This is a genomic window from Cryobacterium sp. PH31-O1 (assembly GCF_030063455.1).
Classification (GTDB): Bacteria; Actinomycetota; Actinomycetes; order Actinomycetales; family Microbacteriaceae; genus Cryobacterium.
In genome coordinates this window covers 691,730-704,867 of the sequence record NZ_JASITB010000001.1, presented here as the reverse complement: position 1 = coordinate 704,867, position 13,138 = coordinate 691,730, and the positions used below count along the sequence as shown (strand labels likewise).

General features: G+C 66.9%; 10 protein-coding genes. 7 read left to right on the top strand and 3 right to left on the bottom strand.

Features of this window, described 5'->3' with window-relative positions:
- The first annotated feature begins 6 nt into the window (after positions 1–6).
- From QMK31_RS03365 to mutM, 6 genes are read left to right on the top strand one after another with little or no spacing between them, the layout of a single operon-like run.
- Entirely contained in the window at positions 7–1,386 is a 1,380-nt protein-coding gene (locus tag QMK31_RS03365; RefSeq protein WP_283499507.1) for a DUF58 domain-containing protein, read from the top strand.
- Positions 1,379–3,769, top strand: coding sequence for a transglutaminase TgpA family protein (locus tag QMK31_RS03360; RefSeq protein ID WP_283499506.1), 2,391 nt, complete (start codon positions 1,379–1,381; stop codon positions 3,767–3,769). Before QMK31_RS03365 ends, QMK31_RS03360 begins: the two co-directional genes overlap by 8 nt.
- Before the next feature lie 37 nt (positions 3,770–3,806).
- On the top strand, positions 3,807–4,376 hold the full coding sequence (locus tag QMK31_RS03355; RefSeq protein WP_283499505.1) for a YceD family protein: 570 nt from the start codon (positions 3,807–3,809) through the stop codon (positions 4,374–4,376).
- Between the two features lie 2 nt (positions 4,377–4,378).
- A complete protein-coding gene (rpmF, locus tag QMK31_RS03350; RefSeq protein WP_105036395.1) occupies positions 4,379–4,582 on the top strand; it encodes a 50S ribosomal protein L32 in 204 nt (67 codons plus the stop codon).
- A 43-nt stretch (positions 4,583–4,625) separates the two neighbouring features.
- The gene (gene rnc, locus QMK31_RS03345) at positions 4,626–5,333 is read left to right on the top strand and encodes a ribonuclease III (RefSeq protein WP_283499504.1); all 708 of its coding nucleotides are present in this window, start codon (positions 4,626–4,628) and stop codon (positions 5,331–5,333) included.
- 10 nt (positions 5,334–5,343) lie between these two features.
- Entirely contained in the window at positions 5,344–6,255 is a 912-nt protein-coding gene (gene mutM / locus QMK31_RS03340; RefSeq protein WP_283499503.1) for a bifunctional DNA-formamidopyrimidine glycosylase/DNA-(apurinic or apyrimidinic site) lyase, read from the top strand.
- An 11-nt stretch (positions 6,256–6,266) separates the two neighbouring features.
- On the opposite strand, the gene QMK31_RS03335 is transcribed toward mutM, so the two are convergent.
- On the bottom strand, positions 6,267–7,349 hold the full coding sequence (locus QMK31_RS03335; protein ID WP_283499502.1) for a GNAT family N-acetyltransferase: 1,083 nt from the start codon (positions 7,347–7,349) through the stop codon (positions 6,267–6,269).
- Positions 7,350–7,570: 221 nt separating this feature from the next.
- Between QMK31_RS03335 and smc the strand changes: the two genes are divergently transcribed.
- Positions 7,571–11,317, top strand: coding sequence for a chromosome segregation protein SMC (gene smc, locus QMK31_RS03330; RefSeq protein WP_283499501.1), 3,747 nt, complete (start codon positions 7,571–7,573; stop codon positions 11,315–11,317).
- Between the two features lie 79 nt (positions 11,318–11,396).
- On the opposite strand, the gene fdxA is transcribed toward smc, so the two are convergent.
- Positions 11,397–11,714, bottom strand: coding sequence for a ferredoxin (gene fdxA, locus QMK31_RS03325; protein ID WP_092341217.1), 318 nt, complete (start codon positions 11,712–11,714; stop codon positions 11,397–11,399).
- Positions 11,711–13,126, bottom strand: coding sequence for an FAD-dependent oxidoreductase (locus QMK31_RS03320; protein WP_283499500.1), 1,416 nt, complete (start codon positions 13,124–13,126; stop codon positions 11,711–11,713). The genes fdxA and QMK31_RS03320 overlap by 4 nt, the downstream gene beginning before the upstream one ends.
- Positions 13,127–13,138: the final 12 nt, after the last annotated feature.

Below are 13,138 nucleotides of genomic sequence, written 5' to 3'. Positions count from 1 at the left end.
CGCGGGGTGAGAGAATCTGGGTCGGCGGCCAACGCCGAGTGGTTCACGCGGTTGGCCGCCCGCTTCGCTACGCGGCTCACCCTGCGCGGCGTGTTCTTTCTCGCGGTCGGAATTGTGCTGTTCACCAACGCGGTGCTGGTGAACAGCCGGGACATGCTGTTCGTCGCCAGCCTCCTGATCATGGCTCCGCTGGTTGCGGCCGCGTACGTATCGCTTCGCCCGGCACGGGTCGAGGTGACCCGCATGTTTCGGCCGCCGATCGTGCCGGTCGGCGGCGAGAGCATGGTGTCTTTGCACCTGCACAATCTGTCGGCAGCGCCGCTGGGTGGTGCCTCCTGGTGCGACACCCCATCACCCGGCATCGATACTCCGCCGGCGGCCATCCTCCCGCTCGTGAGCCGGAACGGTGTTGCGGGCGACAGCGTGCACCTCGAGTACTCCGTCGTGCCGCGTCACCGCGGCGTTTACGATGTCGGCCCCCTGCGCGTGTTCCGGCAGGACCCATTCGGCTTGGCGCACAGCGACCGAGACGCCGGTTCCCCCCACGACCTGATCGTGACTCCCCGGGTGACACCTTTGCCCGGCAGCGGCCTCGCCCAGTCCAGCAACGACGGCTCCATTCGAGAACTGGTTCGCCAGGCCACGCCCACCTCCGACGAACTCATCGCCCGCGAGTATCGCCCGGGCGATGCCCTGCGCCGGGTGAACTGGCCTGCCACGGCCCGGCACGGCGAAATCATGGTGCGTCAGGAGGAGCAGCGCAGCAACCCGGAGGCCCGCATGGTGCTCGACACGACCCTGGCCGGGGCGGCCGGCCTGGGCGCCGGGCATGTTCCACCGCATCTCCTGGCCGCCTTTGAACTCGAAATCGAGCTGGCAGCATCCGTCGGGGTGCACCTGCTCGACGCCGGATACCGGCTCGAGGTGATCGAGCTTGGCGCCAGCCAGCTGCTGCCGAGCGACCAACAGACCCTGGGCGGGCTGCACGGCGACGTGCCAGCCACCTTTCGCGCGCCCGGCGGCGATCGCTCTTTGCTCGAGGCCCTGGCGAGCGTGGTTCCGGTGCCGTGGCCGAGTCGCAATTCTCGCAGCGCTCGCCTCGCCGCCGAGCGCCGGGCGCCGGTGCGCGCCGCGCTGCGGGGCGCGCAGCCCGTGGTGCCCACGTTCGCGCTGCTGGTGAGCGTGTCCGAAGCGGATGTCGACGGCTTGGTCGCCCTCGCCCGTCACTGTGAGCCCGCCGTCGCGTTCGTTCAGCGCACCGTCGGTTCTCCTGCCCGTCAACGCCTGCAGGACGCCGGCTGGCGCTGCGTCGAGCTGGCCACCACCGACGGTCTGGAAGAGGCGTGGAACGACGTGAGCGGGGAGCGAGGCGCCAGCCATGACTAGCCTGGCCACGAAACCATTGTCTCTCTCGGTGGGACGCTCGGTGCCCCCGCCTCCGCCTCCGCCCTCGCCGCCGCGCGTTCGGCGCGGCGGCCGAGACGCCGCGCTGTGGCCGCTCGCCATCAGCCTGCTGCTGCTGTTGCTCATCTGTTGCGCGGCTCTGGGACCGCTGCTGCGCGGCAGTGCCTGGTGGTGGGTCTCTGCCGCGGTCGGGGCGGCTGTGCTGCTGGGCTCCGCCCTGTTTCGGCGGTTGGGGCTGCCGCGCCCGATCATTCCGGTGGCCAACGTGGTGGTGCTCGTTGGCACGATGACGCTGCTGTTCGGTGGCGGTACCGGACTGTTCTGGCTTATTCCGACGCCGCAGACCATCGGCACGTTCACCGAACTGATATCCGCCGGTGGGGCGTCGATCGCCCAACAGAGTACCCCGGCCGAGGTGACCGTCGGCATCCTCTTTCTGCTGGCCGGTGGCACCGGACTGATCGCAGTGCTCATGGACCTGCTCGCCGTGACCCTGCGCTGGCCTGCCCTCGGCGGGGCGGGCGCACTCGTGCCCCTGCTCGCGCCGGGATTCGTCATCGACGACGGGGCCGAGATGGCCGCGCTCGTGGTGGCCGCGATTGCTTTTCTGCTGCTGTTGCGGGTCGACGTCTATGTGCGTCGCGCGCAGGAGTACAGACGACCTTCGGCCGGACCGCGGGCCTATCGGGCGCCGCAGCGCCGCGGGCCAGGGCCAATCGGCGGCGCGCTCGTCGTGGGATCGCTCGCCATCGTGGGCGCCCTGCTTCTGAGTACGGTCGCACCGGCGTTCACGGCTGGCGGGCTGGTCACGGCTCGGCCGGGTGGGTTGTTGTTCGGCAGCGGGGTAAGCCCCATGATCAATCTCGGGCAAGACCTGCGCCGGCCCAAGGCCGGACCCGCATTTCACTACACGTCGACCGGCACGGAACAGCCGTACTTCACTTTGCTCACGCTCGACGAGGTCATCGGCTTGAACTGGACGGCGCGCATCGACGGGGCGAACGCCCGTAATACCGTCGATGATATTCAGCGGCCGTTCGGGCTCGACGCCAACGTAGAGACGGTGGAAGTGTCGACGTCTATCGTCATCGATGGCGTCAACAGCCACTGGTTGCCCGCACCGGCCCGCGCGACGAGCATTGAGGGGCTCGACGGTCGCTGGTATTGGGACAGCCGAACCCGGGCGATTGCGAGCACGACCTCGAACACCCTCGGCCAGAACTACACTGTGTCGTCACTGGAGATCAAGCCAACGGCCGACCAACTGCGAGAGTCGAGTACCAATTACCCGGCAAGTGTTCTGGGCAACCTGCAGCTGCCGGTCGAACCTCCGCTGATCGTCGAAGAAACGGCCAGGCGGGTGACGGCCGAAACGGCCACCACCTACGACGCCGCCATAGCCATGCAAACGTATCTGCGCAGCAGTGCCTTCATCTACGACACGGAAGCGCCCGTTGAAGACGGCTACGACGGCGGTGGATTAGACGTGATCGGAGTGTTCCTCCAGGAGAAACGCGGCTACTGCGTGCACTTTGCCGCGACCATGGCGGCGATGGCACGCAGCCTCGGCATTCCCTCCCGGGTCTCGCTCGGCTACCTGCCCGGCGTCAAATCGCAGGATCTCGAGCAGGGCCGCGGGCGGTATGATGTTGATTCGCATGACCTGCACGCCTGGCCCGAACTGTACTTCGTGGGCATTGGCTGGGTGAAATTCGAGCCAACACCCGGGCGCGGCACCGTTCCCAACTACGAGCAGACAGCGGATGCCGACACACCGACAGCCCTGCCGGGCGGAGCCGCCGCCACCAGCGCTCCTGGCCTAGGCGCCGACCGTCTGGCCGATGATTCCGCACTCGAACGCGGTGCGACAGCGCAGGGTGCCGAGACCAGCAACCTGCTCAGCATCATCGGTTTCAGCGCGTTGGGACTGCTCGTTCTGGTTCTGCCGGGGACAGCCAGGCGGATGCTGCGTGGCTCGCGCCTGCGCCGTATTCGCGGTTCTGGCGGCGGCGCGGGCCTCGCCTGGACCGAACTGCAGCACACCAGTCTCGATCACGGCATAGCGGTGCCGGTCACCGAAACGCCGCGAGCATTCGCTGGCCGGTTGGAACGCCTGGTAATGCTCGACCCCGCGTCGACCCAAGCGCTCGAACGGGTATTGCTGGCGTTGGAACGATCGCGGTTCGACCGAACGCCGGTGCGGGCGCACACTCTCGCCGCGGATTTGACCCTGGTGCTGCGCACGCTGCACGCTGGTTCGCGTGTCGGCATCCGTCTGCGGGCGACGTTTGCGCCGACCTCGTTGTTCGCGAGCCTCGGCGCGCTGTTGCGTGGGGAGGATCGAGCCAGCGTGATCGCCCCCTGAACGGAGCACCCGCCCAGAAAGCGTAGAATTTACGACCGTGACTAAGTTCAAGAAGACGCCGTACACGGTCGACGTGCGTGACCTCATCAACCGCCCGGGCACCATGCACGAACGCCACCTCGATATCGTGGTTCCTGACGACCTCGGTGCCGGCCTGGTGGCCGTGAAAGCTGGCTCGACCCTGTCGACCGAGTTGCGCCTCGAGGCGATGCACGAGGGAATTCTGGTGAGCATCGAGGTCTATGCGCGGGCACTCGGGGAGTGCGGCCGGTGCCTCAAAGACATCGACCTGCCCGTTCGAGTTCAGTTTGCCGAGCTTTTCGGTTATCCTCAGGAGGAAGCCTTCGAGTTTGAGATTTTGGACGACCATGTCGATTTGGAATCTTTGATCCGGGACGCGGTAGTGTTATCACTTCCGTTCCAGCCAGTATGTCGGCGGGATTGCCCTGGTCTTGACAGTGAGACCGGGCAGCCGCTTGCCGAACTACCTGAACTCGTTTCCGACGAGAGCTACGATCCCCGGTGGTCAGCGCTTGCGGGGTTTACGGCTTCCACAGACAAAGACATGGGTGCGGACATCCATGTTTCAGACAGAGAAGAGAAGTAGTCATGGCAGTTCCGAAGCGCAAGATGTCGCGTTCCAACACCCACTCGCGTCGCGCGCAGTGGAAGGCCACGCCTCCCACCCTCGTGAAGACCATGGAAGGCGGCAAGGTTGTCTACAGCCTGCCGCACCGTGCCAAGGTCGTCACCGACTCCACCGGCACCCCCATGTTCATGGAATACAAGGGCCGTAAAGTCGCCGACATTTAAGACGAATCCTCGTGCTGGCCAACAGGCCGCTACGGGCGTTTAAATGAGAAGCGTGAAGACCGAGCGGTCGCCCCTGCTGGCGACCCTCGGCGTGCAGATTGAACCGGTGATCCTGGAGCTTGCTCTGACTCACCGGTCTTTTGCTTACGAAAATGGCGGCATCCCCACCAACGAGCGCCTGGAATTCCTCGGCGACTCGATTCTGGGTCAGGCCGTCACGGTGATGCTTTATCGCACCTACCCCGACCTCGACGAGGGACACCTGGCCAAGCGCCGGGCCAGCCTGGTATCGACGGCGGCGCTCGCCCAGATCGCCCGCGGTCTGGGCCTGGGGGAGTACATCCGCCTCGGTCGTGGTGAGATCCTCACCGGCGGCCGCGACAAGGCGTCGATTTTGGCCGACACCATTGAAGCTCTCATCGGTGCGACCTTTCTCGACGCCGGTGGCGAGGTTGCCACCGCGTTCGTGCTGCGGCTGATCGCGCCGCTTCTGGCCGAACCCGGCCATTTCGGTGTCTCGATGGACCCGAAAACGGCCCTGCAAGAGCTCGCCGCCAGTACCGGCGTCGGCGTTCCCGTCTACACGCTCGAAGCCAGCGGGCCCGATCACTCCAAGGTGTTCGTGGCAACCGTCGCGATCGGCACCGTTGTCACCGGTACCGTTGTCACCGCTCAGGGCGTCGGCCCGAGCAAGAAGTTCGCCGAGATGGCCGCGGCCCGCGAGGCCATCGACCGGCTCAGCGCGCTGTAGCGTTCGCGCTGTGCCCGAACTCCCCGAAGTCGAGGTCGTGCGTGCCGGCCTGCAACCGGCCGTCACCAATGCCCTGGTCACCGGCGTCGAAATCTTCGACGAACGCTCCCTGCGCCGCCACGTTCCCGCGGCCGGCTTCTTCGCCGAACAGCTCAGCGGGCACCGCATTCTCGCCGCCGTGCGCCGGGGCAAGTTTCTGTGGCTGCCGCTCGACAGCGGCCGCGCCCTGGTCATTCACCTCGGTATGAGCGGCCAGGTGCTGCTGCGCGCACCGGGCGCCGCCCTGGATCGTATGTTGCGCATCCGCTTGACGCTCGAGCACCCGACGCACGGCGAGTTGTGGGTCAATTTCGTTGACCAGCGCATCTTCGGCAGTATGGCCGTCGACGGCATGGTGGCGACGGCCGACGGGCTGCCGGGCGGCTATTGCGGAACGGGTGAAGCGGATGCTGCGTGGCAGCATCGCCTTCCCTCGCAGGTCGCGCACATTGCTCGTGACCCGATCGATCCGTCGTTTTCATCAAGCTCCTTCCTCGCCGCCCTTGCCCGCAAGAACACCGGCATTAAGCGGGCGCTGCTCGATCAAAACCTGATCAGCGGCATCGGCAATATCTATGCGGACGAAGCGCTGTTCGCCGCGCGCATTCACTACGCGCAGCCGGCCGCGTCGCTGTCGCCGGCGAAGGCCAAGGCGTTGCTCGAGGCCGTGCGCACCATTCTGAATCGCGCCCTCGCCGAGGGCGGAACCAGCTTCGACGCCCAGTACGTGAACGTGAACGGGCAGTCCGGCTATTTCGCGCACAGCCTCGAGGCCTACGGGCGTCAGGGCACACCGTGCTCCCGCTGCGGCACCCTGATCGTTCGCGAGCAGTTCATGAACCGCGGATCGCACTTCTGTCCGCGTTGCCAGCGCCTGCGTTAGGGCGCGGCCGCTCAGACTAATCGATCAGCACGTTTCCAGGCACCCTCGTAGCCCATCGGCAAAAAGCCGAGAGCTTCGTTGACCGCGAGCATGTGGCGGTTCTCTTCGGCGTTGAAGGTCGTCACCGACGGATGCCCGGGACTCTGCTGCGCGAGATATTCCAGATTCGCGGTCTTCACCAGCATGCCGAGACGGTGTCCGCGGTGCTCGCGCAGCACGAGGGTATCCTCCTGGCCGACCGACCGGGCGCGTTCGGCCGGCACCGACAGCTGGGTGAACGCGACGAGGTGCCCGCTCGGCCCGTGCAGCGCGGCCGCGGTGAGAATGCGCCGCGGGCTGGCAGCGAGGGAGGTCTCCTCGGCGACCAGTCGCTCGGCGGTCCAAACGTCTTCGGGCTCCTCAAGCCCGGCCGTCGGGGCGTCCGTGCTCATCCGTGTGTAGAGCAGCGCCAGGTCGTCGCGCCAACGCGGGGGAGTTCCCGCACTCCAACAGTGCACGGTGTACTCACTGCCGGCGTGGGCTGCGGCATCCGCTCGCAAACGTCGAATCACGCTCGGGTCGGCGGGCAGGGGGAGGCGGCTGCCGCGCTCGACCTGTTCGAGCCGGTAGCCGCGGGCGAGCAGAAATCGCACCTCGGGGTTGTCGCGCGGAACCGAACCGAAGCCGGTCGGAGCGGGCAGGCGTTCCCCCTGAGCCTCCGCTGACACCGTGTAGACGATGAGCTCGTGCCGGTTCTCGGCGGCGGCGACCTGCTCGAGCCGGTCGGTGAGCGCAGTGCCGATGCCGCGACGACGCCAGGACGGCAGTACCTGCACGCCGAGCCATGCGTGGTCATCGATTGGGTCGAGCAGGGTTTCGTAGGTACCACGCGCCACGACCGTGCCGCCGACGCGGGCGACGAACATGCGCTTCGGATCGTATTTTGTGTTGAGCCAGACGGGAAGCAGTTCGGCAGCCGAATAGTTGAGCTCGGCCGTACCGAAGCCTTCAGTCTCGACGGCATTGCGTAGCTCGGCGACCACCTCAAAGTCGGGCCAGCTGGGCGCGGTCGTTGACACGGGAATGACCAGTTCGTCGATCGAGAAGTCGCTCATGGTGCGCCAGAGTAGTCCGGGATGCAGCGGCGCGTGCACAACCGCGGAGATTTTTGCCGGCCACCTCGCGATGGGCCGGGAAACGGCGCGAATCGCGACAATCTCCGCAGTTCTGCCCGCCACACTCCGCGGCGAGCGGATGTCCCGGCCCGTGTCGGTGGGGCACGGTACCGTTGACTCAGCCAGAGAGCCACACTCGCGACCGACCGAAAGGGTGCCCGTTGTATCTGAAGAGCCTCACCCTCAAGGGGTTCAAATCGTTCGCGCAGCCGACGACGTTCGCGTTCGAGCCCGGCGTGACCTGTGTGGTCGGTCCGAACGGGTCGGGCAAGTCCAACGTCGTTGACGCTCTCGCCTGGGTGATGGGCGAACAGGGTGTGAAAACCCTGCGCGGCGGCAAGATGGAAGACGTCATCTTCGCTGGCACGTCGACTCGTGGTCCGCTTGGCCGGGCCGAGGTCATCCTCACCATCGACAACGCCGACGGCGCCCTGCCGATCGAATACTCCGAAGTGACCATCTCACGCACGCTGTTTCGCAACGGTGCGAGTGAATACGCCATCAACGGGCGCACCTGTCGGCTGCTCGATGTGCAGGAACTACTCAGCGACTCCGGGCTCGGCCGTGAGATGCACGTCATCGTGGGGCAGGGACAGCTTGACGCCGTACTGCGCGCGAGCCCCGAAGAACGCCGCGGCTTCATCGAAGAAGCCGCCGGTATCCTCAAACACCGGCGCCGCAAAGAGAAGACCCTGCGCAAGCTCGATGCGATGCAGACCAACCTCACCCGGCTGAGTGACCTGGCCGGGGAGATTCGCCGCCAGCTCAAGCCCCTTGGCCACCAGGCCGAAATCGCCCGCGAGGCGCAGACCATCGCCGCCGTTGTGAGAGACGCCCGCGCCCGGTTGCTCGCGGACGACGTGGTGACGCTGCGCACCGCGCTCGACGCACACAATCGCACCGAGAGTGAACGGCACACCGAACGGCTCGTGTTGCAGGAACAGCTCGCGCAGAAACAGGGGCGGGTGCAGCGGCTCGAGATCGCTCAGGTCGGCGATGCCGTCGACCTGGCCCGCCGCACCAGCTATGAGCTTGAATCGGTACAACAGCGACTGAGAAGCCTGTTCACCCTGGCCAACCAGCGTCTGGCCCTGCTGGGTGCGCAGGCAGAGTCGTCCGCGTTTGTGTCGAGTGTCACCCCGACCATGCTGACCGATGCGGCGGCCGAGGTTGAGCAGCTGCGCGCGGGCATTGGGGCGGCCCACAGCGCCTGGGATGACGCGAGGCAGCGGAGCACTACCGCGCGGTCGCGGCTCGACGCCGTCGACGAAGACGTGGCGGCGCAGGCAGCACTTCTCTCTCGACATGACCTGGAGGTTTCCCACCTGACCGGGCAATCCGAGACGGCAGCGTCGCGACTTGCGGCCGTGCGCGGTGAACGGCTGCGGCAGCAGAATGCCCTGGACGCCGCAACGGACCGCAGCCAGAAGGCGCAGCAGCAGCTCGACGAGCTGCAAGCCTCAGTGCCCGCCGGCGAACCCGATTCGGGTGAGCTCTCCGAAGCCTTCGAACTGGCGCAGGCCGCTGTGCAGCGCGTCGAGGTCGAGGTGGAACGCCTGCGCGATGAGCTGCACCAGCACGAACGGGAACGCGACGCCCAGGCGGCACGGCAGGGGGCATTCTCCCTCGCCCTCGACCAGAAAGACGGCTCGTCCGCGCTGCTCGGCGCCCAGCTGGCCGGAATTCGCGGCCTCGTAGCCGACCATGTGCGGGTGCAGCCGGGTTTCGAAGCGGCGATCGCCGCCGCGCTCGGCTCCCTCGCCGACGCCGTGCTCGCCGAGAACCGCGATGCCGCCCTCGACGCGATCGTGCAGGCCTTCCGCGACGACTTCGGTCGAGTCGAACTGATCGTGGCAGATGCAGATGCAGATGCACATGCAGATGCACATGCAGATGGCGGTGCCGGTGCAAGCGCCAATGTCGATGCGATTGCCGCTCCAGCCGTCAATTCGCCGACCACGCCAACTGCCGATTTGACCGGCGATACAGCGCTTCACCTCGATACGCTGGCCGGCATCCGCTGGGCGATCTCGGTCATCGAGGCTCCCGCGGGCGTGAGGGGACTGCTCGGCCAGACGGTCATCGTCGACGATCTCGCGCTGGCCCGCTCGGCCGGGCTACCCGACAGCCTGACCGTCATCACCCTCGCCGGCGAGGTACTGAGCCCGTGGGTCGTACGTGGCGGATCCGGTGCCAGGCAGAGCAAGCTCGAACTCGTAGCCGAGCGTGATATCGCTGCCGAAAAACTCGCCACGGTCACCGTGCTGATCGAGCGGGCGCGGTTTGATTTCGCCGAACAGCGCACACTCTTGCAGGCGCACAAGGAACAGTCGGTCAGCGCGCGATCGACCCTGCGGGCGTTCGAAACTCAGCTTGCCACCCGCACGGAGCGTCGCGGACGACTCGTGGTGCAGGCCGATGCGGCTGCCGCCGACGCCGACCGGGTCTTTGCCGCGCTCGAGCTCGCCAGCGGAGCCGTTACCGAAGCCGAGGCCGTCGCGGAGCGGGCCGCTGCCGCCCTGGTGACCGTCCGGTCGCAGCCACGGCCCATCCTCGACGCGACCCTGCGCGATGCCCTCTACACCGAACTTGAGGCGGCCCGCGAAACCGAGGTCGAGGCTCGGCTGCAGGTGGAAACCGCCCGGGAACGGGTGCGCGCCGGCGAGCTGAACGTGACGACCCTCACCGAGCAGCTCGAGGCCGACCGAAGCCAAGCTGCCGCGGCCGCCCGCAGCGCCGTCATCCGGCGTCGTCAAATGGATGCCGCCTCCCGCGTCGTCCAAGCGCTTCCCGCCGTGCTCGCAGCGGCTGACCGCTCGGTTGCTGCAGCGCAACTTCAGTTGGCCCGCGCCGAAACCGAGCGAGCGAGTCAGAACACCGAGCTGCAGCAGCTGCGGCGCGACGAGAATACCCTGCGGGAGCGGCTCGCCTCGATCACGGAGAACGTGCACGGCCTCGAACTGGAGATCTACGAGAAGAAGCTGCACCTTTCGGCTCTGCTGGAACGGGCCGGCAGCGAGCTCGGCCTGACCGAAGCTGTGCTGGTCGGCGAATACGGTCCGGACCAGTTGATCCCAGCGGATGGCAGGCGCGCCGGTGGTAGCGGTGGGAGCGACATCGACGACGGCGGGATCGGCATCGACGGCGACGGGACCGACGGAGACGCCGACCCAGGCAGGGGGACCGCTGGCATCGGCTTTGATCGGGCCGAGCAGCAGAAACGGTTCGCGGCCGCCGAACGCAAACTCGGCCAGCTCGGCCGGGTCAACCCGCTCGCCCTCGAGGAATTCGCGGCGCTGGAGCAGCGGCACAAGTTTCTCACCGAGCAGCTCACCGACCTCACCGCGACCCGCAGCGACCTGCTCACCATCATCGCCGACATCGACGAGAAGATGCAGACCATCTTCTCGGCAGCCTTCGACGACACCCAGGCGGCGTTCGCCGAGGTGTTCCCGGTGCTGTTTCCCGGCGGCAGCGGCAGCATCTGGCTCACCGATGCCGATGATCTGCTGACCACCGGCATCGAGGTGTCGGTCAAGCCGGCCGGCAAGAAGATCGAACGCCTGTCGCTGCTCTCCGGCGGCGAACGCTCCCTCGCAGCCGTGGCACTACTGATCGCCATTTTCAAGGCCCGCCCGAGCCCGTTCTACATCATGGACGAGGTTGAAGCGGCCCTCGACGACGCCAACCTCGGCCGACTGCTGACCATCTTCGAAGACCTGCGCGAGAACAGTCAGCTCATCGTGATCACCCACCAGAAACGCACCATGGAGATAGCGGATGCCCTCTACGGCGTGAGCATGCGGCAAGACGGCGTCAGCGCAGTGGTCGGCCAGCGCGTCGGCCAGCGCGTTGGCCAGCGCGTCGGCACCAGTGCGGACCAGCGGGCGGACGCCGCGGCGGGCTAACCCTCCCGCACGGTCCGGGCCGTCACGGATACTAGCGCCCGAGCGCGCGGCGCCCGAACCCGCGGCGCCCGACTGATTCCTAAGCCTGCGGCGGCAGCGCGGAGATGACGGGGTGGTCCTTGGCGAGTACGCCGACCTTGGCCGCGCCGCCGGGGGAGCCGAGGTCGTCGAAGAATTCGACGTTGGCCTTGTAATAGTCGGCCCACTGTTCGGGCAGGTCGTCTTCGTAGTAGATGGCCTCAACCGGGCAAACCGGTTCACAGGCTCCGCAGTCGACGCACTCGTCCGGGTGGATGTAGAGGGAGCGTTCGCCCTCATAAATGCAGTCCACCGGGCATTCGTCGATGCAGGCACGATCTTTCACATCAACGCAGGGAAGAGCGATCACATACGTCACAGTGTCAGCAACGCTTCCGTGCGCGAGATCGAAACCTGTTCGGCCCGGGAGATCACCTTGACGCGCTCCCGGCCGGGAGTGACCAAGTCCTGCGTACCGAGCAGGCGTTCGTGCGCGTCCAGGGTGCGCCAGCCGGCCCAGGTGGTGAACTCCACCCCGCGTTCGTCCAGCAGGGCCAGAATAGTATCCGCTGTGCCGAAGGCCCGCCCGTTAGCGACGAGCGCCGGCACGTCTTCAACGAGCCGGGTGATGGTCTCCAGGGCGTCGCCCTTGGTGTGGCCGATGAGGCCGACCGGGCCGCGCTTGATCCAGCCGGTGGCGTACAGCCCGGCGATCGGCTCACCGGCCGCATCGAGCACCCGCCCGCCATCGTTGGGAATGACACCGCGCACTGCGTCGAACGGCACCTCGGTCAGGGCGCTGCCGCGGTAGCCGACCGCGCGGTAGACGGCCTGCACCGGGTAATCAACGATCTGCCCGGTGGGCCGCACGCCGCCGTCGCCGGTGTGTTCGGTGCGCTCAAAGCGGATGCCTTCCACCCGCCCGTCGCCGTACACCTCGAGCGGCGCGTGCAGAAAGTGCAGGTGCAGACGACGTGAGGCGCCCTGCGGAACCTTGGTCAGCCATCCCTTCAGCGTGCGGGTCATGATCTTGACCTGGTTGTTGCTGGCCACGAGCTGTTCGCTGTGCGAATCGGGCGTGAAGTCCTCCGCATAGACGACAAGGTCGACGTCGGGGATATCGGCCAGTTCGCGCAGTTCGATCGGCGTGAACTTCACCTGTGACGGTCCTCGACGACCGAAGACGTGCACGTCGGTGACCGGGGACCCGGCGAGGCCAGCGTAAACCGAGGCGGGGATGTCGGTGGTCAGCAGGTCGTCGGCGTGCTTGACCAGGATGCGGGCCACATCGAGGGCCACGTTGCCGTTGCCGATCACGGCCACGTCGGTCGCGTCGAGCGGCCACTCGAGCGGCACGTCGGGGTGGCCGTCGTACCAGGAGACGAAGTCGGCGGCACCGAACGAGCCGGGCAGATCGATGCCGTCAATGACGAGCGGCGCATCGAGAATAGCGCCGGTGGCGAAGATGACCGCGTGGTAGTGCTCGCGCAGGTCGGCCAGGGTCAGGTCGGTGCCGTAGCTGACGTTGCCGATGAAGCGGATGGTGTCGGCGTCGAGCATCTCCTGCAACGACGTGACGATGCCCTTGATGCGGGGGTGGTCGGGGGCGACGCCGTAGCGAATCAGTCCGTAGGGCGCCGGCAGTGCATCGAAGAGGTCGATGGCCACCTCGTGGCCGGCCGCGACGACGAGGCGGTTCAGAATGTTTCCGGCGTAGATGCCGGCCGGGCCGGCACCGATGATGGCAACGCGCAGGCCTACGACGGGGGAAACGGTGGGAACGGGGGGCATGACAGGCCTTTC